The 24948-nt window shown below is 62.2% G+C and carries 23 protein-coding genes and 1 pseudogene; 11 read left to right on the top strand and 13 right to left on the bottom strand.

Features of this window, described 5'->3' with window-relative positions:
* Positions 1-47 precede the first annotated feature (47 nt).
* Together kce and AC1RZR_RS31870 are read left to right on the top strand one after the other, a co-directional pair.
* Entirely contained in the window at positions 48-980 is a 933-nt protein-coding gene (kce, locus tag AC1RZR_RS31875; protein ID WP_477271250.1) for a 3,5-dioxohexanoate:acetyl-CoA acetone transferase, read from the top strand.
* Positions 981-1025: 45 nt separating this feature from the next.
* Complete coding sequence (locus tag AC1RZR_RS31870; RefSeq protein ID WP_477271248.1) at positions 1026-2081, top strand: ABC transporter ATP-binding protein; 1056 nt, start codon at positions 1026-1028, stop codon at positions 2079-2081.
* A 172-nt stretch (positions 2082-2253) separates the two neighbouring features.
* Here the strand turns inward: AC1RZR_RS31870 and AC1RZR_RS31865 are convergent, their stop codons facing one another.
* Both AC1RZR_RS31865 and AC1RZR_RS31860 read right to left on the bottom strand, forming a co-directional pair.
* Positions 2254-2706 (bottom strand): LysR substrate-binding domain-containing protein, encoded by a 453-nt coding sequence (locus AC1RZR_RS31865; RefSeq protein WP_481827105.1) that lies wholly within the window; start codon positions 2704-2706, stop codon positions 2254-2256.
* A 149-nt stretch (positions 2707-2855) separates the two neighbouring features.
* A pseudogene (locus AC1RZR_RS31860) lies at positions 2856-2942 on the bottom strand (helix-turn-helix domain-containing protein); the annotation flags it as partial.
* 149 nt (positions 2943-3091) lie between these two features.
* Here AC1RZR_RS31860 and AC1RZR_RS31855 point away from each other — a divergent pair.
* Positions 3092-3526 carry a DUF4260 domain-containing protein gene (locus AC1RZR_RS31855; RefSeq protein WP_481827104.1) on the top strand — a complete coding sequence of 145 codons (435 nt, stop codon included), beginning with the start codon at positions 3092-3094 and terminating at the stop codon, positions 3524-3526.
* A 140-nt stretch (positions 3527-3666) separates the two neighbouring features.
* Here the strand turns inward: AC1RZR_RS31855 and AC1RZR_RS31850 are convergent, their stop codons facing one another.
* Complete coding sequence (locus AC1RZR_RS31850; RefSeq protein ID WP_477271242.1) at positions 3667-4326, bottom strand: MarR family winged helix-turn-helix transcriptional regulator; 660 nt, start codon at positions 4324-4326, stop codon at positions 3667-3669.
* A 116-nt stretch (positions 4327-4442) separates the two neighbouring features.
* Between AC1RZR_RS31850 and AC1RZR_RS31845 the strand changes: the two genes are divergently transcribed.
* On the top strand, positions 4443-5972 hold the full coding sequence (locus AC1RZR_RS31845; protein WP_481827103.1) for an MDR family MFS transporter: 1530 nt from the start codon (positions 4443-4445) through the stop codon (positions 5970-5972).
* Between the two features lie 189 nt (positions 5973-6161).
* Here the strand turns inward: AC1RZR_RS31845 and dhaL (AC1RZR_RS31840) are convergent, their stop codons facing one another.
* From dhaL (AC1RZR_RS31840) to AC1RZR_RS31805, 8 genes are all read right to left on the bottom strand, one after another.
* On the bottom strand, positions 6162-6815 hold the full coding sequence (dhaL, locus tag AC1RZR_RS31840) for a dihydroxyacetone kinase subunit DhaL (protein ID WP_477271238.1): 654 nt from the start codon (positions 6813-6815) through the stop codon (positions 6162-6164).
* Between the two features lie 60 nt (positions 6816-6875).
* Positions 6876-8972: a bifunctional sugar-binding transcriptional regulator/dihydroxyacetone kinase subunit DhaK gene (locus AC1RZR_RS31835; RefSeq protein WP_481827102.1), complete on the bottom strand. Its 2097-nt coding sequence runs from the start codon at positions 8970-8972 to the stop codon at positions 6876-6878.
* Between the two features lie 232 nt (positions 8973-9204).
* Complete coding sequence (gene dhaL, locus AC1RZR_RS31830; RefSeq protein ID WP_481827101.1) at positions 9205-9858, bottom strand: dihydroxyacetone kinase subunit DhaL; 654 nt, start codon at positions 9856-9858, stop codon at positions 9205-9207.
* Positions 9859-9869: 11 nt separating this feature from the next.
* The gene (locus AC1RZR_RS31825) at positions 9870-10862 is read right to left on the bottom strand and encodes a dihydroxyacetone kinase subunit DhaK (protein ID WP_481827100.1); all 993 of its coding nucleotides are present in this window, start codon (positions 10860-10862) and stop codon (positions 9870-9872) included.
* A gap of 21 nt (positions 10863-10883) precedes the next feature.
* Complete coding sequence (locus tag AC1RZR_RS31820; protein ID WP_481827099.1) at positions 10884-11654, bottom strand: SDR family oxidoreductase; 771 nt, start codon at positions 11652-11654, stop codon at positions 10884-10886.
* Between the two features lie 59 nt (positions 11655-11713).
* Positions 11714-12700: a substrate-binding domain-containing protein gene (locus AC1RZR_RS31815; protein ID WP_477271228.1), complete on the bottom strand. Its 987-nt coding sequence runs from the start codon at positions 12698-12700 to the stop codon at positions 11714-11716.
* An 84-nt stretch (positions 12701-12784) separates the two neighbouring features.
* The gene (locus AC1RZR_RS31810; RefSeq protein WP_477271226.1) at positions 12785-13789 is read right to left on the bottom strand and encodes an ABC transporter permease; all 1005 of its coding nucleotides are present in this window, start codon (positions 13787-13789) and stop codon (positions 12785-12787) included.
* Positions 13790-13829: 40 nt separating this feature from the next.
* A complete protein-coding gene (locus AC1RZR_RS31805) occupies positions 13830-15308 on the bottom strand; it encodes a sugar ABC transporter ATP-binding protein (protein ID WP_481827098.1) in 1479 nt (492 codons plus the stop codon).
* A 255-nt stretch (positions 15309-15563) separates the two neighbouring features.
* Between AC1RZR_RS31805 and derI the strand changes: the two genes are divergently transcribed.
* A complete protein-coding gene (gene derI, locus AC1RZR_RS31800; protein ID WP_481827097.1) occupies positions 15564-16004 on the top strand; it encodes a D-erythrulose-4-phosphate isomerase in 441 nt (146 codons plus the stop codon).
* A 143-nt stretch (positions 16005-16147) separates the two neighbouring features.
* Here the strand turns inward: derI and AC1RZR_RS31795 are convergent, their stop codons facing one another.
* Entirely contained in the window at positions 16148-17689 is a 1542-nt protein-coding gene (locus tag AC1RZR_RS31795; RefSeq protein WP_481827096.1) for a GMC family oxidoreductase, read from the bottom strand.
* 43 nt (positions 17690-17732) lie between these two features.
* A complete protein-coding gene (locus AC1RZR_RS31790) occupies positions 17733-18410 on the bottom strand; it encodes a FadR/GntR family transcriptional regulator (protein WP_477271219.1) in 678 nt (225 codons plus the stop codon).
* A 199-nt stretch (positions 18411-18609) separates the two neighbouring features.
* On the opposite strand from AC1RZR_RS31790, the gene AC1RZR_RS31785 reads away from it, so the two are divergent.
* The 6 genes from AC1RZR_RS31785 to fhmpcd1 all read left to right on the top strand — a co-directional run bounded on the left by AC1RZR_RS31785 (position 18610) and on the right by fhmpcd1 (position 24882).
* The gene (locus tag AC1RZR_RS31785) at positions 18610-20238 is read left to right on the top strand and encodes a GMC family oxidoreductase (protein ID WP_481827095.1); all 1629 of its coding nucleotides are present in this window, start codon (positions 18610-18612) and stop codon (positions 20236-20238) included.
* Positions 20239-20529: 291 nt separating this feature from the next.
* Positions 20530-21681 carry a cupin domain-containing protein gene (locus tag AC1RZR_RS31780; protein ID WP_379093305.1) on the top strand — a complete coding sequence of 384 codons (1152 nt, stop codon included), beginning with the start codon at positions 20530-20532 and terminating at the stop codon, positions 21679-21681.
* 76 nt (positions 21682-21757) lie between these two features.
* Positions 21758-22891: an LVIVD repeat-containing protein gene (locus AC1RZR_RS31775; protein ID WP_481827094.1), complete on the top strand. Its 1134-nt coding sequence runs from the start codon at positions 21758-21760 to the stop codon at positions 22889-22891.
* 9 nt (positions 22892-22900) lie between these two features.
* Positions 22901-23308, top strand: coding sequence for a RidA family protein (locus tag AC1RZR_RS31770; protein ID WP_056582478.1), 408 nt, complete (start codon positions 22901-22903; stop codon positions 23306-23308).
* 24 nt (positions 23309-23332) lie between these two features.
* On the top strand, positions 23333-23953 hold the full coding sequence (locus AC1RZR_RS31765; RefSeq protein WP_477271212.1) for a glutathione S-transferase family protein: 621 nt from the start codon (positions 23333-23335) through the stop codon (positions 23951-23953).
* Positions 23953-24882 (top strand): 5-formyl-3-hydroxy-2-methylpyridine 4-carboxylate 5-dehydrogenase, encoded by a 930-nt coding sequence (gene fhmpcd1, locus AC1RZR_RS31760; protein ID WP_477272072.1) that lies wholly within the window; start codon positions 23953-23955, stop codon positions 24880-24882. The genes AC1RZR_RS31765 and fhmpcd1 overlap by 1 nt, the downstream gene beginning before the upstream one ends.
* Positions 24883-24948: the final 66 nt, after the last annotated feature.

Below are 24948 nucleotides of genomic sequence, written 5' to 3'. Positions count from 1 at the left end.
CGGTGATGCCTGACCAGAATTCAGACGCGCAATCGAGGACTTGCTGAATGGCAAACCAGAACAAGATCATCATCTCCTGTGCGGTAACAGGCTCGATCCACACGCCGTCGATGTCGCCGCATCTGCCCGTGACGGCTCAGGAAATCGCCACGGCGGCGATCGAGGCGGCGGAGGCCGGTGCCGCCATCGTCCATCTTCATGCGCGCAATCCCGTCGACGGCCGGCCCGATCAGTCGACGGAGGCATTCGCGCCCTTCCTTCAGGTGATCAAGCAGCGTTCCGCGTGCGTGGTGAACATCACCACCGGCGGCGCCGCAACGATGAGCGTCGAGGAGCGGGTCAAGCCGGCCAAGGTCTTTGCGCCGGAAGTCGCCTCGCTCAATATGGGCTCGATGAATTTCGCTCTGTTCCCGATGCTTGAGCGGTTCAAGACTTTCCAGCACGATTGGGAGCAGCCCTATCTCGAGGGCTCGCGCGACCGCATCTTCCGCAACACTTTTGGCGACATCGAGCACATATTGCGCACCTGCGCCGACAACGGCACTCGTTTCGAGATCGAGTGCTACGACATCGGCCATCTCTACACGCTCGCCCATTTCGTCGAGCGCGGCCTGGTCAAGGCGCCCTTCTTCGTTCAGAGCGTGTTCGGCATCCTGGGCGGCATCGGCACCCACCCCGAAGATGTGGCGCATATGAAGCGCACGGCCGACCGCCTTTTCGGCGACGACTACCGTTGGTCGGTGCTGGGCGCCGGACGCAGCCAGTTGCCCATCGCCACGCAGGCCATCGCGCTCGGCGGCAATGTGCGCGTCGGGCTGGAGGACTCGCTGTGGATCGGCAAGGGACAGCTGGCGAAATCCAACGCCGAACAGGTGCGCAAGGTACGCCAGATCATCGAAGGGCTCGGCGCCTCTGTCGCTACGCCTGATGAGGCGCGGCAAATTCTCCAGCTCAAGGGCGGCGACAAGGTCTCCTTCTGACGAATGCTTGCTGACACGAACGGAAGCGATGGAGCGTCTGACAACATGAGTGCAGTTACGATCACCGGCGTTGAGAAGGCTTATGGAAAGGCACGTGTCATTCATGGCGTGTCGGTGGAAATAACGTCGGGCGAGTTCGTTATTCTCGTCGGGCCTTCCGGCTGCGGCAAGTCGACCTTGCTCAGAATGATCGCCGGCCTGGAGGACATCAGTGGGGGCGAGATCGCGCTCGATGGCAAGGTCATCAACGACGTCGCTCCGAAGTCGCGCGACATAGCCATGGTGTTTCAGAACTACGCGCTCTACCCGCACATGACTGTGCGGGAGAATATGACCTTCGCACTGACCCTGAAGAAGACGGACAGGCGCGAGATCGAGAACAAGATCACTCGGGCGTCGACGATCCTCGGACTGCAGGATCTCCTCGACCGCTATCCGCGCCAGCTTTCCGGCGGCCAGCGCCAGCGTGTCGCCATGGGCCGCGCCATCGTGCGCGACCCCAAGGTCTTCCTGTTCGACGAACCGCTCTCCAATCTCGACGCCAAGCTGCGCGTGCAGATGCGCTCGGAGATCAAGGCACTACACCGGCGCCTGGGAACGACGATCGTTTACGTCACCCATGACCAGGTCGAAGCCATGACCATGGCCGACAAGATCGTCGTCATGAATGGCGGCGTCGTCGAGCAGTTCGGTGCGCCGCTCGACCTTTATGACCGCCCAGCCAATCTGTTCGTCGCCCAGTTCATCGGTTCCCCTTCGATGAACATCCTGGAGGGCCATGCGGCATCGGACGGCTTCGTGGCCGCAGATGGAATGGTCTTTCCGCTGCAACAGGCAGGACACACCGGGACGGCGGTGTCCTACGGCATCAGGCCGGAACATCTCAGGCTCTCGGACAGCGGCGTGCCGGCCGTGGTCGAGGTGGTTGAGCCGACCGGATCGGAAACCCTTGTCGTCACGACCGCCGGCCGAAACACGTTAAGCGCATTGGTGCGCGAACGCGCCCATGTGGTTCCCGGCCAACGGGTTTTCCTGGCGCCTGATCTGGCCCAGATTCATCTCTTCGATCAGCATGGAAACCGCGTCGTATCGTCCATATAGCTCTTCGACGGCCGTTGCATTCCGGGGCACCGTGCATAAATCGCCAGGCCCTTCGACAGGGCGTCGAACACCAGCCGGACCCTGTGAACCGCCTTCAGATCTTCATGCATGACGACCCAGGCCTCCATATCCGCACGCAGCCAAGGCAGTACGCGGCGCAAGGGCGGGTTGGTCAATCCGGCCAGCGGGACTTGAGATGGCCCCACGCCAAACCCGGCGCGGACAGCCGCCAATTGCGCCAGCCCACTCGCCACGAAATGTCTTTTCTGGTTAGCCTCGCGTCCTGCCGTTCGAGCGCGGCAATAAGCACTTGGCCACGATCATCGCCGATCAGGCGGTGGTTCGCCAGCAGGCTCTCAAAGCTGTCTGGCAGCGGATATTCGGCCAGGTAGCTCTCGCTGGCGAACAGACCAAGTTCGATCGTGCATGCCCGCCTGGCGATCAACGCGGACTCGCGTGGTCGAAACATGCGGATCGCTACGTCGGCGTCGCGTTGCAACATATCTTCAGCGCGATCGGTCGGCGATATCTCATAGCGAATGGCCGGATGTGCACGGGCCAACCGAGCGAGAATAGGAGGCAGCACCTCCACGCTGACAACCTCGCTGCGGGTAATGCGGACCACCCCGCTTTCGTCGTGCTCCTGGCCCGAGATCGAGCGGCGAGAGCATTGGCGGTAGCTGCCATTGTCTCGGCGAAAGGGTAGGCCGCGTGAGCTGTCTCGGTTGGCACCAGACCTGCCTTGGATCTGGTGAACAAGACGCAGCCCAAGGCAGCTTCGAGCTCGGCAATCTGCTTCCTGACCGTGGGCTGCGCAGTACCAAGCGCACGCGCGGCAGCGGACAGGCTTCCATGATGCATCACGGACAGAAAGGTCGCGTACAAAGCCCAGTTTGCAGAAGCCGTCATAGTCACTTTTTTCGAAGCGCTGGTTATGTTGCGACGATAGACTCGAAGGCGAATGCTGGGCAATGTCCTCGCGTCATTGACTTTTCTTGAGGTATTTAACTGTGACCAGTAGCGCCATTCTGCCGGGCTCGCGCTCTTCCTCATCACCGTTCGCCGTCACGGGCGTTCCACGGGTTCTGCTTCGTCTTGAGGGATTGGCGGCTATCGGTGCGGCTGTTTGGGCATATCAGCTGTCCGGCGGCAGCTGGGGCTGGTTTGCCGTATTGCTTCTGGTCCCCGACCTTTCGATGTTTGCTTATCTCGCCGGCCCACGCGCCGGTGCAATCGCTTACAACGCGGTCCATACCTATATCGGGCCTGGTCTGCTGGCCGCGCTGGCCTGGGTGACCCATGCATCCTGGTTCGCCAGCCTGGCACTGATCTGGATTGCGCATATCGGTATTGATCGTGCGCTGGGCTATGGCCTCAAATATGCGACTGCGTTTTCCGACACCCATCTAGGCCGCATCGGCCGGGCGCCAAACAGCATCACGTGACGGACACCGCCACTACAGCGCAGCCAACGCGGCATGCATAGCCGATCTGCTTCGCATCCGGCATCGCCACACTATGGTCGACCAAGGGGAGCACCTGAACCCCTGGGCGTCAGGCGCCCGGGATCGTCCAGTGCTGGCGCCTATTTCGCCTCGGGCAGTTTCACCACGGGTTCCGTCCCGTCCATCATCTGCTTGACGGCATCGGCCGACCTGCTCATCCTCGCTTCGTCCGTGGCCCAACCCGCGAAGCGTTCCAGCAAGGTGGCGAACGTCACCAGTTCCTGCTCATCCCACTGCGCCAGTGACTCGGCGAAAATCCGCCATTTGGTCTGACGTACCGCCGTCACCAGGCGCTCGCCCCTGGCGGTGAGTTTGAGGCAGATGCGCCGGGCATCGAGTTGCGATGCGACGCGCAAGGCGTAGCCGCGCTCGACGATGTCCGCGGAGATACGGCTGGCGCGGGAGGGATCGATCCCCAGGCGCTCGGCGATGATGCCGACCGTCACCTCGTCCTGCTGGGTGTTGCCGACGGCCGAATTGAGCGCGATAGCACTGATCACATCGAGATGGCTCACTTCCAGCGAGGGGTCGATGCGGGCCAGGATCAAACGACCGAAGTCCCGGCGCTGGATTGAGCGGCGCACCTTGTTCATCACCGCATCGATGGCAGCGACGGCCTCGGCTGCCGCTTCGGACAGGCCAGCGCTGCGCGCCAGATTCGCAAGGTTCTGATCGCCGTGTGTTTGACACAAAGCGGAAAATCGGTCGGAATTGCCTGGTCCAGTATCGTTGCTGCTCATATCCCGCGCGCTAGCAAAAATATATGCGACTGTCAATTATATGCTATGGGCATGTATTTGTCATTGACATATATATGCCGCAGGCACATAAATTGCGGGCAAGTACGGAGACACTTATGACCGTCGATACGACCCTTCCGGATGCATCGTCCGCAGACGCCGGAGCCAAACCCGATCTCGCGACACTCATCGTCTATTTCGGCGCGCTGATCGCCATGTTCATGGCCACCATCGACATGCAGATCGTCGTCACTGCCTTGCCCACTATTGCCGGCGAACTGGGCAATCTGCACCTGTTCGGCTGGGTCGGCGCCGCCTACCTGCTGTCGACCGCGGCGGTCGCGCCGTTCTACGGCAAGCTCGGTGACATGTATGGCCGCAAGAACGTGGTGTTGACGGCGATCGGTCTGTTCCTGCTGGGTTCGCTGGTCTGCGGCATGGCATGGTCGATGGAGAGCCTGATCGCCGCGCGCGTCCTGCAGGGTATCGGCGGCGGCGGCCTGATGGTCTCGGCCTTCGCCATGATCGGCGAGCTGTTCGGGCCGCGCGACCGCGCCAAATATCAAGGCTACAGTTCGGCGGTGTTCGCGCTGTCGTCGGTGCTCGGCCCGTTGGCCGGAGGTTACATCACCAGCCTGTTCGGCTGGCGCTGGGTGTTTCTGGTCAATCTGCCGATAGGTATCATCGTGCTGGCGGTGCTGGCGTTCGCCATGCGCAGCCGGTTCAACGAGAAGAAGCATCACATCGACTATCTCGGAGGCTTGCTGCTGGCCATCGGCACCACCGCCATCGTCTATTGGGGCTATCATGTGCTCAACCCCGCGGGGCCGGACCTGCTCACCTTCGTGTTGCCGGTACTCGCGCTTGCCGCCATCGCCTCGTTCATCATGGTTGAGCGGCGGGCCGAGGAGCCGATCGTGCCCTTGCGGCTGTTCGCCATTTCGACGGTCCGCATCGTCTCGGGCGTGTCGTTGGTCGCCGGATCGGTGACGCTGGGCATGTTCTTCTATTTCGCGCTCTACATGCAGACGCTGACCGGACTGAGCCCGGCCGAAGTCGGCTTCCTGTTCCTGCCGGCTTCCATCACCTCGATGATCATCTCGATCGTGGCCGGGTGGGTGATTGCCGCAACCGGCCGCTACAAATGGATGCCGGTTGTGGCGATGGGTATTGGCGGGCTGCTGATGCTGAGCTTTGTCCTTGTCAATTCGCACACGCCGATCTGGGTTCTGGCGGCGATGATGGGTCTGTTCGGCATCAGCATGGGTCTGCAGTTCCAGGTGCTGATCGTGGCGATCCAGGCCGCGGCGCCGCTGCAGGACATCGGCGCGGTGACTTCGCTGATCACGCAGGCGCGGACCATCGGAGCATCGCTGGGACTGGCGCTGAACGGCGCGGTCATGACCTGGGCCCTGAACAGGCAGACCGCCGAGCTCCCCGCCGATGCCGCCGCGCTGCTGTCGGACGGGCTGACCGGACTGAGCCCGCACCTCGCGTCGAGCCTGCCGGCTGCGATCCGCGAAGTGGTGCTGGGCCACTACTCGAGTGCCTTCAACACGATGTTCATCTGGGTGGCGGCGCTCTACTTCGTCGCCATGGCGCTGACGCTTCTGCTCGAGGACATCCAGATTCCGAAGCGGGGCTGAGCCCCGAGCTTTCCATAAAGCTGGCGGTCCCTTTTGCGGGGCCGCTGCCGATTCGGGGCTCAGACTGGATCGACGACGACCGCGAGACGTGGCTTCTTCGATGGCTTCGACCGCACGTCGACACGCTATTCGGCTGGGTCACTCCAACACATGGCCTCGACCAACAAAACCCGGCGGCAGGATCGCAGGTTACTTCGCACCGTCTTCGCCAAAGGTGTCTTTCATCGCGCGCAGGATAATCACAGCCGAGGCCGCGCCTGGGTCCATGTGTCCAAGGGATCGCTCGCCGAGCCTGGCCGCCCTGCCGCGCGCAGCGACCATGGATCGTGTCGAATTCGCGCCGGCTTCCGCGGCCTCGAGGACGCTGTTCCACATTTCCAGGCTTCCGGCAGCGCGGGCACGTGCACCGACAGCTGCTTCCGTTGCGGGAATCCAGGCATCCAGCATCGTCTTGTCGCCACGCTGCCCTTTACCGCGCTCCCTGATGCCGGTCGTCATCGCCTCGACGATCGCCGCCTGGCCGGCGGCTGAAAGGCGTTCATCCTGTTTGAGGGCCTGTGCCGCTCTTCGGAACGCTGTCGCATAAAGCGGCCCCGTGGAGGCGCCGACGGCATCGAGAAAGGCCGACGCGGCGGCGGTGAAAACGTCCGATGGAAGCATGTGGTCGAGATCGAGCTTGGCCAGCTCCGCGTTTACCGCCATGAAGCCGAGAGACATGGTGATGCCATGGTCGGCATCGCCGATGGCGCCATCCAGATCCGAGAGACGGTCCTTGCCCGCCTCGATCGCAATGGAGATGCGATAGAACATCCTGCTCAGGCGTCGCGCCGCGTTTTCCGACATCGTGTTCCTCCCAGTTCAAGCAGGATGCGGCCCATCGTCGATCGGCGCATACTTCTAATCTCAGCCGACCCGCAGGACGGCCGTATCGCAAGGGTGATGCAACAGGTCCGTCAACTCGTTGTCGAGGTGCAACACCGTTATCGACGCACCGACCATGTCGAGCGAGGTGCAATAATGCCCCACCCAGTTCGCCTCGATCTTGATGTCCTTCGCGCTCAGCCGCTGCGCGACACGTCTAAACAGGATGTAAAGTTCCATCAGCGGCGTCGCGCCAAATGAATTGATCAGCACCGCGACACGGTCGCCCGATGCCGGTTTCATTTCCGAAAAGATGCGGTCCATCACCCGGTCTGTAATCTCATCGGCGCTCATCATTTTCTCGCGAATGACACCGCGCTCGCCATGGATGCCCATGCCGATCTCCATATCGTCGGGGCCGATCTCGAAATTGTGGCGGCGGGTCTGCGGGAGAGAGCAGGGCTCCAATGCAACGCCAATCGTGAATGTCCGCGCGTTGGCCTTGCGTGTCACTGCCTCGCAGGCATCAAGCGACAACCCGCGGTCGCAGGCGGCTCCGGCGATCTTGAACATGAAGAAGTTCCCAGCGACGCCACGGCGGCCCTCCCTGTCCTCCAGCGGAGACGAGGCGATGTCGTCCGTCGTCACGACCGTGCGAACCTCGATGTTGTCTTCCGCCGCCATCTCGGCCGCCATTTCGAAGTTCATCACGTCGCCGGCATAGTTGCCGTAGACGAAGAGCACGCCTTGCCCGCCGGATGCGGCCTTGGCGCACTGAAAGATCGGGCCGGGAGGCGGTGACGAGAAGATGTTGCCGACCGCCACGGCATCGGCGAGCCCCTTTCCGACATAGCCGAGAAAGCAGGGTTCGTGCCCCGTGCCGCCGCCGACCACCAGCCCCACCTTGCCAGGCCTCGGCCCTGTGCGGGCAACGAGCGCACGATGCGAACCGTTGATAGGCTTGATATAGGCGGCATGGGCCTTCAACACGCCGTCAAGCATCTCCTCCACGACATCGTCGGGGTCGTTGAGGAACTTCTTGATATGGGTCCGGAAGTTGCTGGGCAAAGCCACGGTGTTGTCGAACCTTGGGCGTTGCGAGAGCTTCTGGTCGAGCTCCGTCACGCCGTCGGCATTCAGGATGCCGCGGCCCGTGGCAGCGTCGGTGATGAGCACGTTGACGTAGCCGCCGCGCAGCGCGGCAAGGATTGCCGGCACCTTGTCGAAACCGCCGGCGACCGCGATGCGCAGGCCGATGGCCTTTAGCCTGTCGAGCGATATTCCGATCGTACGGTCGTCGAGCGGGCCGGCCACGGGATTGCCCTGTCCGTCGATGAAGCGACCGGCAACGACACCCACGGCATCCTTGGCGAGGTACTGTTGCAGTGAGACCGATTCGAAGAAGCCGCTGGTGTGGATCGTTGAATTTGGACGCAGCGAAGAGATGCCGAAAAGCGCTTTGTTGGCTTTGGCAAGCGCCTCGAACTGGCTTTCTATCAGCGTCTCGCGCAGCAGCATGTCGCGAACCTCGGCGGTCGAAACGACTGCTGGTGCGGTGATGTTGATCAGCTTCCCGTCCACGGCGCCGGCGATGGCGGCCGCGCAGAGTTCCGGCGTATACGCAAAACTCGCACGGGTGCCTCCGGTCGCCTGAACGACAGTGACGTCCTGGAGGCCGGGCACGGAGGCCTGCTCGCCGATCGACAGCACCGTTCTTCCCCAGGCAACCGCAAGCGTGTCCCCGGATTTCAGGAGCTTGGCGAGTGCCTGCGCCGCGGCGCCGCCAAGACGATCGATCAACGGACGCGCATTGTCGTCGCTTGGCACGACCAGACAGTCATGCAACCCGAAGTGACGCTTGAGTTCCTGTGCGATGGAGAGCGAGCTCAGCCGGGATGGCTCGAGGGAAATGTTGACGATGCCGCGGGCGCGGGCATCGGCCAGATAGCTGTTCACCGTCGCCCGCGAAATGCCCATGATGTCGGCGATATCGCCCTGCGTCATGCGATCTTCGTAGTACAGCCAACAGGCCCAGACATAAGGGTCGTCACCGTAGCGCAACGGGATGGGTTCAGTGCCGGCCTCTGCTCCCGTCCGCATCGTTCCGTTCTTCCGTGCCGATGATGCCTTGACGATCATGCTGCCTGGTTTCCCCGAATCCAAAATCGCAGCCAAGATGAGCGCAAACGGGCGAACTCTCAATCTTGCTCCGGATCATGCACCAGAGCGATGGGGCTCTGGCTTTTGTTTGAGCATGATCTTGTCCGAAAACCGGATTCCACTTTTCGGGATCATGCTCTGGCTTGCTCCCGGCTGGGAGATCAGCCGGGAGCCATTGCTCGGGAGGAGCATACTTCAAAATTCAACGCACCTAGGCCGCAGGCAGCTGCATTTTCTGCTTGGCACCTAGCGCCAGGGCTTTCAGGATCAACGCGCAGGATGTGGCGCCGGCGTCGAGGACGCCAAGCGAGCGTTCACCCAGACGGCTGGCCCGGCCGATCCTTGCCACAAGGTCCTTTGTGCCATCCCGACCCTTCTCGGCCGCGACAACCAGCGCATCCAGGGCTTCCGGGAACGGCTTTCCGTCGGCGTCGGCGCTGTTGAAGGCGTCGATGGCCGGGACGAGCGTATCGAGAAGCGTCTTGTCGCCAACCTTGGCCGACCCGATGGCCTGGATGCCGTCGAGACCACTGGTGAGCATGGCGCTGAAAGTCTTCGCATCGATCGACGATGATTTTTCGATCGTTTCGGCGAACTGCGTGAACATGACGCCATACAGCGGCCCCATGGAACCACCGATCTCGGTCATCAGCACGGTGCCTAGCGTATCGAAGGCCGTGGCCAGCGACATGTCGTTGCCCCTGATCCTCTCCGCGGCCATGCCGAAGCCCTTGGCCATGTTGACGCCGTGGTCGCCGTCACCGATCTTGCCGTCGATCTCGCTCAGATAGGAGCGATTTTCGATGATCCGGTCAGCCACCGAAAGAACGATGTCGCCAGTGGAAGCGTTGTCAAAGTGCTGCATTCACTTGTCTCCTAGAACCTTGCGGGACAATCGACGTCCACATCCAGCAGCCTTTTCAATTCGGCGTCGAGCGCCATGACCGTGAGTGTGGCGCCGACCATCTCCAGCGAGGTGAAATAGTTGCCGATATAGGTCTTGTGGATGCTCAGCCCGCGTCCGGTGATCTCCTGTTCGATCGTGTCGTTGAGGATGTAGAGTTCGTTGACCGGCGTTGCGCCGAGGCCGGACACGAGGACCGCAACTTCTGTTCCGGCCGCAAGGTCATGATCATCGAGGACGATCTTAACCATATCCCGTGCAATCTCGGCCGCGGGCTTCAGCGGCTCGATCCTGACACCCGGCTCACCGTGATGCCCGATGCCGACTTCCATCGTGCCCGGCTCGATCGAGAAGTTTGGGTGCCCCACGGCGGGCAGCGTGCAAGGGCCAAGGCCAACACCAATCGAGCGGCAGTTGTCGATCGCCGTTTGCGCCGTCGCCCGGACATCCGCCAGATCGGCACCTTCGGCGGCCTTGGCTCCGGCGCATTTCCACATGAAGATCTCGCCGGCCACGCCTCGGCGCTTGTCGCGCTCATCCGGTCCCGCCGAACACACATCGTCGTTGGCAACGACGGTTGCGATCTCGATGCCTTCCTTGGCCGCGAGCTTGATGGCCATCTTCACATTCATGTTGTCGCCCGCGTAGTTGCCATAGAGGCAGACGACACCCTTGCCGCCATTGGCCTCGCGCGCGGCGTCGAAGAAGCTCTTTGCCGTCGGTGACGAAAACAGCTCGCCGACCGCGACCGCATCCAGCATGTTGCGTCCCGTATAGCCGATGAAGGCCGGTTCGTGGCCGGAGCCACCGCCGGTGATCACGCCGACTTTGTCGCTGACCGGTGCATGGCGGGCGACGATGACACGGGGATTGCCACCCAGCCTGACGCTATCGGCATGCGCCTTGACGAAGCCCTTGACCGTATCCTCGACGACCTCGTCGGGATTGTTGATGAACCGCTGCATTGTTGCTCCAATCTTGCGCCGTCAGATGATGGTGTAGCCGCCGTCGACCAGAAGGTCGGCGCCGTTGATCATGTCGGCGCCGTTCGATGCCAGGAACACCGCCGCGGCGGCTATTTCCTCCGGGAAGGCAAAGCGGCCGGTCGGAATGCGCTGCTTCAGCGCCTCGCCGCGCGGCCCGTCCCACGCCTTTTTGCCGAGCTCGGTCAGCACCACTGTCGGCGAAATCGTATTCACGGTGATGCCATGCTTGCCCCACTCGGCGGCAAGCGTCTTGGACAGGCCGATGACGCCGAATTTCGAGGCGCAATAGGCGACGTGCTGGTCGATCGCGACGGAGCCGGCCTGCGAGGCCATGTTGATGATCTTGCCGCCCTTGCCGGCTTTGATCAGGATGCGTCCGGCGGCCTGGGAGACCAGGAACGTCCCCTTGAGATTGATGGCGATGGTCTTGTCCCAGGCATCGAGGCTGAGCTCCTCGGCGGGAGCAAGCATAACGACACCGGCGCTGTTGACGACGATGTCGATATGGCCGAAGGCGGCTTCCGCCGCAGCAAACACGGCGTCCACCGATTGCGGATTGGAGACATCGCAGACGAAGGACTTCGCGCCGTTGCCGAGTTTGTCGGCCTTCGCTTTCGCGACTGATTCATTGATGTCGATCACGCCCACGGCAGCTCCCTTGAAGGCAAATGCCGACGCAATGGCACTGCCGATGCCGGAGGCGCCGCCGGTGACCAGGGCGACTTTGCCGCCAAGTGAAAAATTGAGGTCGACCTGTATGGTATCAGTCATGGTTCTCTTCTCGGTCTGTTGGAAAGTGGGGTGTGCGAGAGGCACACCCCACGGCTGGATTATTTGCGCGTCGCAAGAAGCTTGTCGACGTTCTCCGCCGTCACCGGGGTCCACGGAACATTGTAGATCTTTTCCTTGCCGTCCTTCCACGGCATGTCCTTGTAGGTCACCCAGATGTCGGACTGGGGCTTGTAGTCACCCTTCTTGGCATTGAAGATGGCAAGATCGAGCGCACCTTGTGCCTGGGCGCGCGCATCCTGAAGGATCGACGTCATCTCGCCGGCCTTGACGGCGTGGAGCGCGTCGGTGATGCCGTCGATGCCGGCAATGGCGAAGCTCTTCACGTCAAGGCCTGCGGCCTTGATCGCCTCGATCGCGCCGAGGGCCATTTCGTCGTTCTGGCCGATCACGCCGTTGATCTGCTTGGGGTGTGCGGTGAGCCAGTTTTCCATCAGCGTCTGCGCTTCGGCGCGCGACCAGTTCGCCGTCTGATCTTCGAGGATCTTGACATCCGGGCACTCGGCAAGCGCCTTCTTGTTGCCTTCGAGGCGGGAAATCTGCGCCGACTGACCGACTGGTCCTTCGAGGATGACGACGTTGCCCTTGCAGCCGATCTTGTCGAGCACGGTCTTGGCTTCCATGTAGCCCGAGATCGTGTCGTCCGAGCCGACATAGGAGGCCAGGAGATCAGAATTGACGCGGGTGTTCGAACCGACAACCGGGATGCCTGCGTCGGCTGCCGTCTGCACGGCAGCCGCGCCGGCGTCGACATCGATTGGCGCGAAGATGATCGCGTTGTATTTCTGCGTGACCATCGTCTTGAACTGGTCCTGCTGGACCAGGGCATCATAGCGGCCGTCGAAGACCGTCAGTTCGACTTCACCGCTCTTGACGGCAGGGTGCTCCTGAAGCGCTGCCGCCCAGATCTGCATGAACTCCGCATTCAACCCGTAAGGCGCTGCGCCGATCTTGATCTTCTCCTGCGCCATGGCCGACGAGGCCAGCAGCGCGGTCGCGGATGCGAGCGCTATCATCAATGTTTTCATTTCGTACCTCCACTTAAGTGAGCGACCGACATGGTTCGCCTATCAACGGACACGCGTTGTGCAGGTCCGATCCCGGAAGGGGGCTCAGGCCCCGTAGTTTCTCTTCTGATCAAGCATCACGGCGCCGACGATCAGGGCGCCCTTGAGAACTTGCTGGTAGTAGGATTGGATACCCATCAGATCGAGGCCGTTGTTCATGACGCCGATGATCAGCGCGCCAATCAGCGTGCCGGTCACCCGGCCCACCCCTCCCGAAAGGCTGGTTCCCCCGATCACCACCGCAGCGATCGCGTCCAGTTCGTAGGCAATGCCTGCCTGCGGCAGTGCGGAGCCAGTGCGGGCGCTGAGCAGCATTCCCGCGAGGCCGGCAAGACCGCCGGAGACGACATAGACGACGAACTGTATGCGGGTAATGTTGATGCCCGAGGTCCTGGCTGCGTGAGGGTTGCCGCCGACGGCATAGATGTAACGGCCGAAACGGGTCCGGTTGAGGATCCACCAGGAGACGGCAAACACAACTGCCAGGATGACGACCGGGGCCGGTATGCCGAGGAAGTCGCCTGTGCCGATCCAGCGAAACGCCGGCGTCAGCGCCGGAACAGGTCGGCCTCCACCATAGATGAGAGTCAGTCCGCGCGCCGCCGACAGCATGCCCAGCGTCGCCACGAAGGCCGGTACCGAGAACCGCGACACGATCACACCGGAAACGGCACCGCAGGCAACACCCACCAACAGGCCGATGCCGAGGCCGAAGACGACTGGATAGGGCGCTCCGGAAATCCCCGCGGTCGCCGACGTGGTCACGAAACTGGCACTGATGAGGCCGGCCAGCGCGACGACCGAGCCAACCGAGAGGTCGATGCCGCGGGTCAGGATGACGAAGGTCATGCCGATGGCGAGGACACCGTTGATCGACGTTTGCAGCAGCACGTTCGAGATGTTGCCGGCCGTCAAAAAGAACTCGTTGGAGACCGACAGAACCGCAACCAGGATCAGGAAAGCAAAGAAGATGCCGTATTCCTGGATCAGCAGCCGGCGCTGCTCGGAACCGAGCCAGCCCTTTGTGTTCTTGTTGTCTCCAACCGACATCCCTGACTCCTCTGCTGCCGGACGAACACCCTGTCCCTGTTCAGGTTGATAGGTGGACGAGTGATTGGGCATCCGTTTCCTCCCGGCTGTAGATCCCGGCGCTCCTGCCGGCGCGCATCACCATGATGCGGTCCGACATGCCGAGAACTTCGTCGATTTCCGACGAGATCATCACGACCGTGCCGCCGGCGGCGGCGAAGTCGCTGATGATCCGATAGATTTCACGCTTGGCCCCGACATCGACACCGCGGGTCGGCTCGTCCAGAAGCAGGACCTTCGGGTTGCGAAGGAACCACTTTGCGAGCACCACCTTCTGCTGGTTGCCGCCTGAAAGGCCGGAAACCGGCATCGTATCGCGCGCGGCCTTGATCTGGAACTTTTCCCGCATGTCGCGGCTCGCTTGCGCCTCCCGCCCCCGATCCATGGCGAAGGCGGGACTCATTTCCGGCAGGCTCGCCATGCAGATGTTGGCGCGCACGGAATCGGAGAGATTGAGACCGGTCAGCTTGCGGTCCTCCGTGACCAGCGCCAGTCCCTGCGCCATGGCATCCGCCGACTTGGAAATGGTGATCTCGGTACCGTCGACCTTGATGCTTCCCGCCGAAGGCTTGTCGAGCCCGAAGAGGCAGTTGAAAATCTCCGTCCGGCCCGCCCCCATCAGGCCGTAAATGCCGAAGATCTCGCCCTTTCGTGCGGAGAAGGAGATATCTTCGATCTTGTTCGGGCAGGTGAGGGCGGTAACTTCGAGAACGGTTTCCAAGGTGGGCGTGTTGGTCTTGATGTATTCCTCGGACAGTTCGCGGCCGACGATCATGCGGATCAGATCGTGCCGGTCGATGTCTGCAAGCGCCCCGCTGCCGACATAGGCGCCGTCACGAAAGACCGTGTAGGAGTCGGCGATCTGAAAGATCTCCGACAGCCGGTGAGAAACGTAGACGATGCCGCGGCCCTGGGCCTGCAGGCGTCGGATCGCGGCAAAGAGGTGCTGTGCCTCGCGCTCGCCGATCGCCGATGTAGGCTCATCCATGAAGATGACCTCGGCATCGTGACTGAGCGCCTTGGCGATCTCGACGAGCTGCATCTGCGCGACGGAGAGATTCATCATGTATTGCGTGGCTCGAATATCGAATTCGAGATCGTCCAGCAGCTTTTGCGCGGATCGGTTCATGGCCCGGAAGTCGATGCCTCCGAACCGCCCTGAAGGCTCGCGGCCGAGATAGATGTTCTCCGCAACCGTCATGTGAGGGACAGGGCTGAGTTCCTGTTCGATGATGGCAATGCCCGAGGCCAGTGCGTCGGCCGGGCTTGCGAACTCCACGTCCTTGCCGCGCCGGCGGATTGAGCCGGCATCGCGCTTGAAGATACCCATCAGTATCTTGAGAAAGGTCGACTTGCCGGCGCCGTTGCCGCCGCAGAGTGCGTGAACCGTGCCGGCGCGAAGTTGAAAGCGGCCTTCGCGCAAGGCTGCGACGCCACCAAAGGACTTCTTCAGCCCTTCCACCTCGAGCAAAATTTCCACGTCGTTTCTCCTCCCACGGCTGCTCGACACCCCTCCTTGGCGCGAGCCGATCGACACGAATGCTCTTTGTTCTTGGTGTCAATTTTTACAATAGTCGATTAGCACTCGACAAATGTCAAGCAGTGGATGAGACTATGAATGCCAACCGTTGGCCGCGGATCGAATGCCCCCGCGGACGCCCAGGGGCCCAGGCGCCAGCCGGCGCGTTGTCGGCATGGTGCGGAGAACCAGCCAAAATCGAAAGGAAGGGAGCCTATGAAGATCGCTATCGGCGCCGACAGTGCGGGAAAGCCGCTTCTCGATGTGATTGCAGCGCACCTGGCCGGAAAGACCGGCATCACGCTAACCGATCTCAGTCAGCCGGGCTTCTATGCCGACATATCGCAGACGGTTGCTCGAAAGGTGGTTGAAGGCGAATTCGACCGCGGTCTGCTGTTCTGCGGAACCGGCATCGGCGTTTCGATTTCCGCCAACAAGGTGCCGGGGATACGCGCCGCACTGACCCACGATACCTATTCGGCCGAACGTGCTGCCAAGTCCAACAATGCGCAGATCATCACCATGGGCGCGCGTGTGATAGGCCCGGAACTGGCGAAGGCGATCGTCGACAAGTATCTGGCGTCCACCTTCGATCCCACCGGGCCTTCGGCGGAGAACGTCAAGGCGGTTGATCGGCTTGACCAGATCAAGCGTTAGGGCAATTCCAGGAAAAGTGGGAACTTGTTTTCCCGGGAAATGCGCGCAGCACATTCCCTAGGGAATTGCGTCGAAACAAAGAGCTAGAGTGGTTCAGCGTTTCCGTGAAACGGTGAACTGCGCTAGAGACTGCCTGGCATTTGTCAGGATTTCCGGTGCGGCGCCAACGCTGCCCAGGTTTCCGCGATGGCGACGATTGCGGCGTTGATCGGTCCGCTCGGGATCGCCGGCATCACCGAGGCGTCGACGACAAAGATGTTGTCGAAGCCGTTCAGCCGCAAATCGGGGTCGACAACGGCGTCGGCATCGCCACCCATCCGGCATGTGCCGGCCGGATGATGATGGGTGGAGGCAGCCCTGGCGATGAAGGCATCGATCTCGTCGTCGGACTGAGCCGATATACCGGGCAGGACTTCCGCATCGCGCCATTCGTCGAGAGCCGCATGATGGCCGACCATGCGCGCCCTTTTCAAGGCCGTCCTGAAGACCCTGCGGTCGTGTTCGGTTTCGAGATAATGCGGATCGATCACCGGCGCATCGTTACGGCCGGGCCCGCCCGGTGCGATGCGCCCGCGGCTTGTCGGATGGGTAACGCCGCACAGGATCGTAAAGGCGGAGCCGTAGGGCGGAGCATTCAGGCCCTCGGCCGCTGACGGCGCGACGACGCAGGCGAGCACCACGTCGGGACTTCCCGACGAACGGGCCGGGTCGTCACCATGCAGGTACATCAGCGATTCGGAGTGCTGCAGGCGGGACGGCGGCACCGGCTTTTTCGTGCTGTAGACATTCCCAAGAGCCAGCAGATGGTCCTGCAGGTTGCGGCCGACATCGCGTCGGTCGGCAAGGCAGCGTATCCCCGCCTGCTTGAGGGTATCCGCACAACCAATGCCCGACCGCATGAGGATGAGCGGCGTTGACACGGCGCCGGCGCAAAGAACAATCCGGTCGGCGGACAGCGTTCTGGTCTGCCCCTCGCACACCACGATCACGCCCGTGACCTTGTGGCCGTCCAGCACGAGATGCTCGACCTCGTGGCCGGTGAGCAAGGTCAGGTTCGGCCGCGCCATGACCCGCGGCGGCAGATAGGCGTCGGCGACGCTCACGCGCTTGCCGTCGCGTATGTTGAGGGAGTTGGGGCTGGTGCCGACCAGTTCGCCGCTGTTGTGGTCGCTCAGTATGGGGGCACCCATGGCACGCCCTGCGGCGATGTAGGCGCGCACGACCGGACTGACTTCGGCGTCCGGCAGATACACGTCCAGCGGGCCGCTCCTGCCGCGTGTCGGCCTGTCGAAGGCCGTGAAGGCTTCACTGCGGATGAAGCCCGGCAGCAATCCTTGATAGGACCAGCGCTCGCCGCCGGCTTGCGCCCAGGGTTCGAAATCGTCGGGATGGCCGCGCACATAGGCCATCGCATGCAGGCAGCTCGAGCCGCCGACGATCTTGCCGCGTGGCCATTCGTGGACGCGGTTGGCGGTGAACGGCTGCGGCACGGTCCGGTAGGCCCAATCGTAGGCGCGGCCCTGGAGCATCGTCCATTTCAGCGGGTCGGCGATATCGGGGTCAGCCGGCATCGTCCCGGCCTCGATCAGGCCGACCTGGCACGACCGGTCTTCACTGAGCCGGCTGGCAACAACCGAGCCGGCGGATCCCGCGCCGATCACCAGCACGTCGAAATGACGTTTCAATTTGAAATTCCCCGCACAGGCTCAATCTCACGCGACGATGCGATCACGCGGCAAAGGCGCCGGCATTCGATCGTTCCATGATCTGCCTCTGCACGGACAACAGATGCGCGCGCATCGCCGCCTCCGCCGCTTCGGGATCGCGCTGCGATATCGCTTCGGCGATCAGGCGGTGCTCGCCGTCGCGCTGGGCGATCCGCTTGGGGCAGGTAGGGGCGGCGGTGCGCGCAACCTTCACCCGCGCGTCGACCCCGACCTGACGCAACATTTTGTAGAATTCTGCCGCGAGATGGTTGCGGGCAGCGGCGACGATCGCGAGGTGGAAGGCGAAGTCGACCTCACCCGATGGAGCATTCTCCGGCGTGGTTGCCGCGTCCATGATCCGCGCCGTCTCGAACGAGGAGGCGCGCAGCGACGCCAACCGTGCAAGGCCCGGCTCCATGATCAGGCGCAATTCCAGAACCTCGATCGGGTTGGTTACCCTGACAAGTTCCTCCCCGTATCTTGGAAGGGCGGTCGGCGCCCGCCTGGCGCGCGCCGGTTTGAGATCGCCTGCATGACGCAGCACTTCAAGCGCCTTGCGAAGCTGGTGGCGCTTTACGCTCAGATGTTCTGCAAGGTCGCGCTCGGACGGAAGTTTGCCGCCGCCCTGTTGCAACTGGCGCACTGCGGCAATGATGTCGTCGAGATCCGATGCTTCCACCTGCGGCTCGAATGCGCTCAAAACAAATCTCCTGTCCGATCGGCAGGCGCCGACTCAACGTCCGGTTATCATATTGTGACACGAAACCTGATGGAAACGGCACTCAACCAATTCAACCAATCTACATCCACATGCGATGGTTGACAACACCAGTTGCGCGATGGTTGACTGACTTCGTTGACGGCTGCCATCGCGGCTGTCCTTCTCCCGAGGGTCATGCATGCCGGCTGACGAAACCTTTGACTACGTCATTGTCGGCGCGGGTTCGGCCGGCTGCGTGCTGGCAAACCGGCTGACTGAGGACCCTGCGGTTTCGGTGCTTCTGCTTGAGGCAGGGGATTGGGACCGCGATCCGATGATTCACATCCCGCTCGGCTGGGGCAAGATCCTGACCGAGCGCCGCCACGACTGGATGTATTTCTGCGAGCCCGAGGCCAATGTCGGCGGCCGCAAGGTCGAATGCGCGCGCGGCAAGGTCATCGGCGGCTCGTCTTCAACCAATGCCATGGCCTATGTGCGCGGCAATCGCGGCGATTACGATCGCTGGGCGGCAACCGGACTGAGCGACTGGTCGTTCGACAAGGTGCTGCCCTATTTCAAGAAGCAGGAGCGCTGGGAAAAGGGCGCAAGCCAGTATCGCGGGGGCAGCGGACCGCTGAACACCCAATTCTGCCGCTACAAGGATGAACTGATCGATGCCTTCGCCACGGCCAGCCGTGATGCGGGATATCCGCAGACCGACGACTACAACGGCGCCGAGCAGGAAGGTTTTGGCCGCCTGCAGATGACGATCGAAAACGGCCGCCGCTGCTCGACCGCGTCCGCCTATCTGCGCCCGGCCATGCGCCGCGGCAATCTCAAGGTGCTGACCGGCGCGATGGCGACGAAGATCCTGCTGAAGGATGGGCGCGCTACCGGCATTGCCTACACCAGAGGCGGGGCGGGGCATGAAGCTCTCGCGCGGCGCGAGGTTCTGCTTGCCGGCGGCGTCATCAACACGCCGCAACTCATGATGCTGTCGGGGATCGGTGACGGCGCTGAACTCGGGGCACATGGCATCGAGACGAAGGTCGATCGTCGGCAGGTCGGCAAGAATTTGCAGGACCATGTTTCGGTCATCGTGATGTATCGGCGCAAGCAGCCAGGACCATTTCTCAGGATGATGCGGGCCGATCGCATCGGCCTGGATTTCGTCAAGACCTATCTAACGGGCAAGGGCTTTTCGGGGGATGTGCCCGGAGGTGTCGTCGCGTTCCTCAAAAGCGATGCAAGCCGGCCGCTGCCGGACGTACAGCTGCTTTTCACCGCCGCACCGCTTGGGGCGTGGCCCTACATGTCGCCGTTCAAGGCGCCGTTCGCCGATGGCTTTGCAACGCGTATCGTCGCCGTGCAGCCGGAGAGCCGTGGCAGCGTCAACCTGGCGTCGAGCGATCCGTTCGCCGCGCCGCTGATCCATCAGAACTTCTTGTCTTCGCAGCGCGACTGGCAGTCGCTTCGCGCCGGCTTTCGTGTTGCGCGCAACCTTGCCAGCCAGCCGTCCATGGCCCCGTTCGTTGGCGCGGAATTCTTCCCCGGCCCCAAATGCGAGAGCGACGAAGAGATCGACGAGCATATCCGCAAGACATCGATCACCGTGCACCATCCGGCCGGCACCTGCCGTATGGGTGTCGATGCGGAATCCGTCGTCGATCCGGAATTGCGGGTGCGCGGCGTTGCCGGACTTCGTGCCGTGGATGCCTCCGTGATGCCGGATCTCGTCTGCGGCAACATCAATGCGGCGGTCATTATGATCGCCGAAAAGGCCGCCGACCTGATCCGCAGCCGCGCTCAACAGAGCGTGGCGGCCTGATAGCGACGGCTGAAATGCAACCAATATCTTTTGGTTGAGATTAAAATCTGCATTTGGTTGGGCTGCCATGTGATCCTGCATGGCCGTGACGGGTTGGACGCAACTTGCAGGTTTGAGCAGTCTTTGTGCTATTTTCGCGTCATTTCTGCCCATTTTTGGGCATTTGCCGTTCAAAAATGCGTCTCAACCAAAAACTTTTAAATTTCGCAATTTGGGGATTGTCGAGCAAAACCAATGCGAATACGGTTGAGTTGGTTAGAAGCATTTTCTGCGTGACAAGAGGTGTCCGACATGTCCCTGGCGCAACCAGCTAACGATACGCTCACCAACAAGAAAGCAGCACTCAAGGGCCTCTACGACGCCCTCTACGAAAAGAACATGTTTCCGTTCTGGGCGACGTCGGAAGGCGTGGACCATGACGAGATCAAGCAGCTGATGGCGACGTCGAAGGCCATTCCTTTCGTCTGGTCCTATTCGGACATCGAGCCGCTGCTGCAGCGCGCCGCCGAACTGGTGACCATGGACGACAGCGAGCGCCGTTCGCTGATCCTGGTCAATCCCGGCCTTGCGCCCAAGCGCGCATCGGTCAGCACGATGTACACCGCCTACCGCCTGAACGATCCGGACGAGATCATGCCGCCGCACAAGCACTCGCCGAGCGCCATCCGCTTCGGCCTGACCGGCAAGGGCAACTTCACCGGCGTCGAGGGCGAGGACGTGGTCTTTGGCCCGGGCGACATGGTGCTGACGCCCAACGACGCCTGGCACAATCACGGCACGGTGGGCGGCGAGCAGGCGGTCAACCTGTCGGTACTCGACCTGCCGCTGGTCGAGACGCTGCACGCCGTCCATTTCGACCACAAATACACCGAGATGGTCGACGGCAAGGAAGTCGAGAAGAAGGTGCAGACCGCCCGCTATCCGAGCGACTACTCACAGCGCATCTATGGCGAGGGCGGCCTGATGCCGCGTTTCGTCGACCACAAGCGCGGTGGCGGCCTGTCGTCGCCGATGTATGTCTATCGCTGGGAGAAGATGGAAGCGGTCCTCGATGCCCACAAGGACTGGGATGGCGACCCTCATGAAGGCATCGTCGTCGATTACGTCGATCCGAGCACAGGCGGGCCAGTCTTCCGCACCATCAATTTCTACGCTCAGATGCTGCGCCCTGGCGAGAAGACCTTGCCGCAGCGTGAAACCGCCAGCCTGCTGCTGGCGCCCTTCCGCGGCAACGGCCATTCGATCATCGATGGCAAGCGCTACGACTGGAACCAGTTCGACACGATCGCCATACCCGGCGGATCGTGGGTCGAACATGTCAACGGCTCCTCTAGCGAGCCGGTGATCTTCTTCGGCGCCACCGATGCGCCGACCCAGAAGGCGCTGCTCCTCTACAAGCGCTGGGGCCGCAACCAGGCCGGCGATCTGCTTCGCCTCGCCTGATCCTCGTCCTCCGGCAAGAATGTCGCGCCGCCATGGCGGCGCGACATCGAAAACGACGTTTCAGCAGCAAAGGCGCATGCATTTGGTTTCGGCGTTCAACACCAAGCAGATCGGTCATGTCGACTGTCCGGGCGGCGGTCAGGTCTGGGTCGATGGCAACATCCTCTATATCGGCCACATGCGGCCGCCGAGCGGCACGACGCTGGTCGACATTTCCGACCCGCGCAATCCGCGCAAGATAACGACGATCGATGTCCCCCCCGGCTGGCACTCGCACAAGGTGCGCGCCAAGGACGGGCTGATGATCATCAATCACGAGCGCTTCGGCAGCGACGGCCCGGCCGACTTCGGCGGCGGACTGGCGCTCTACGACACCACCAAGCCAGCACAGCCCAAGCTCATCTCGAAATGGATAACCGGCGGCAAGGGCGTCCACCGCTATGACTTCGACGGCCGTTACGCCTATATCTCGCCGACCGCCGATGGCTATGTCGGCAATATCGTGATGATCCTCGATTTGATCGATCCCACGAAGCCGGTCGAGGTCGGACGCTGGTGGATTCCCGGCCAATGGACCGGCGGTGGCGAAGAATACCCCTGGCATGACTATGTCACGCCGCGTTGCCACCATCCGCTGCGCATGGGCGACCGGCTCTATGTCAGCTACTGGCATCACGGCCTGTTCATCCTCGACATTTCGGACATCTCCAAGCCGAAGCTGATCTCGCACGTCAATTCGAGCCCGAGCTTTCCGCATCCCACGCATACATGCCTGCCCATCCCGCAGCTGCTCAAGGGTCGCAACATCATGGTGGTGGCGGATGAGGATGTCGCCAAGCTTCGGCCATCGGCGCCGGCCTTCACCTGGATCTACGACATCACCGACGAGACCAACCCGTTGCCGATTTCGACCTTCCAGGTGCCGGGCCTCGACACGGATGGTTCACCGCAGCCGCAGATGACCGGCTGCCATCAGCCTTCCGAACGGTTCAAGGGAACGGTCATTCCGTTTGCATGGTTCGCGCAGGGACTGCGGCTGGTCGACATCGTCGACCCGTTCGCGCCGAAGGAAGTCGGCCATTTCATGCCCGACGCGCCGGAGGGTGCGGAGCGTTCCTCGTCCAACGACGTGACCATCGACGATCGCGGCATTGTCTACCTGATCGACCGCATCCGTGGCGTCGACATCATCGAAACCAGCGTTCTCTAGGAGCAGGCATTGAGCGACAGCACGCGAAAATCCGCCAGCCACTACGCCATCGGCAACAAGAACCCGAACCTGCCGTTTCATCCGGCTGTGCGGGCCGGCGATTTCATCTTCGTCTCCGGCCAGGTGCCGAAGGACGAAAACAACAACATGATCAGCGGCACGATCGAGGAAGAGACGCTGGCCACGCTGAAGACCATCGCGCGCGTTATCGCGCATGAAGGCGCGACGCTGTCCGATGTCGTGCGGATCACCACCTATCTCGAGGATACGCGCGATTTCGGCCGCTACAACAAGGCGTTTCTCGAAGGGATCGGCGACGCCGTGCTGGCGCGTACGACCGTCGAGGCCAAGGCGGTCATCAACACCAAGATCGAAATGGACGCCATCGTCTACAAGCCGCTGCCGGCCGGCAAGTAGGCACGACACAATCGAGGAGATGACATGTACAAGCTCTTAGGCCGCCAGACATCAGGCAACGTCCAGAAGGTGCTCTTCATGCTCGAGGAGCTTGGGGCATCCTACAAGCGCGAGGATTATGGCCGCCAGTTCGAGAACACGCAGACGGCCGAATACAAGGCGCTCAACCCGACCTCCAAGGTCCCGACGCTGGTCGACGGCGGCACCGTGATCTGGGAGTCCAACACCATCCTGCGCTATCTCGCGGCATCCGGCGGCGAACATTTGACTGGCGCCACGCCGGCGGAAAAGACCGAGGTCGAGCGCTGGATGGACTTCCTGCTGGCGGCGGTCAATCCCGGCTACCTGGCGGCCTTCAAGGGCGCCAAGCTGACACCTGAGGAACAGACCGCCGAATACAAGGAACAGGTGAAGGACCTTGTGGCGCAGCTCAAGATCGTCGACGGCCACCTGGCCGGCAAGGACTTCCTGGCGCTCGGCAAGCTGACCCTTGCCGACATCGCCTGCGCGCCGATCCTGAAGCGCTGCGTCGACTTCAAGATCGACCGGCCGTCGATGCCCAATCTGGAGCGTTGGGTGGCTGCGATCGCCGCTCGACCGGCCTTCAAGGCGGCAACCGCCGCTGCCCCGGCAAAGGCCGCATGATGATCAAGCGCGCCGCTCTCATCGGATTGGGAACGATGGGGCCGGGCATCGCCGCGCGGCTTTCGCGCGGCGGGCTCGATGTCACGGCGTATGATGTTTCGCCGGCGGCGGTCGAGCGTGCCCGCGGCATGCTTGATCTTGCCGGCGGGGTGCTCGACCGTCTCGACATCAAGGCGCCCGGGACAGGCGCCGGCAGCGTGCGTTTCGTCGAGACGATCGCCGAAGCCGTCGATGGCGCCGAACTGGTCATCGAGAATGTGCCGGAGAATATCGACATCAAGGCGCAGGCCTATCGCGACATCGATCCGTTGATCGACGCGTCTGTCATCGTCGCCTCCGACACGTCGGGCATTCCGATCACCAAGCTGCAGGCGCATATCTCGCATCCCGGGCGGATGGTCGGCATGCACTGGTCGAACCCACCGCACATCATACCGATGATCGAGGTGATCGGCGGTGAAAAGACCGCGCCTGAAACCGTGGCGACGATCCGCGACCTCATTCGCTCGCTCGGCCTGCTGCCGGTGGTGGTGAAAAAGGATGTTCCGGGCTTCGTCGAGAACCGCGTCCTCTATGCGTTGCTGCGCGAGGCGGTCGACCTCGTCGAGCGCGGCGTCATCGAGCCGGAGGATCTCGACACCTGCGTGTCGTGGGGCATCGGCTACAAGATCGCCGTCATCGGCCCGATGGCGCTGCTCGATATGGCGGGCCTCGATATCTACAAATCGGTCTCGTCCTTCCTGAACGCCGATCTCTCCAATCGCGACGATGTCGCGCCGATGGTGCTGGAGAAGACCGCTGCATCGAAGTTCGGCATCAAATCGGGCGAGGGCATGTTCTCCTACACGCCCGAGCAGACAAAGGCGCTGCAAGGCGAACGGGCACGCAAGCTCGTCGCGGTGCGGCGCATCCTGGAAGGCCGGGAGTAGCCAATGTCACATCGTGCGCACGAGGCTGGCCAGGGTGGGGAATTCCGGTTGGTCCGTTGTGCGAAG

The organism is Mesorhizobium bavaricum (genome assembly GCF_056781655.1).
This window is presented reverse-complemented; position numbering and strand designations above follow the sequence as displayed.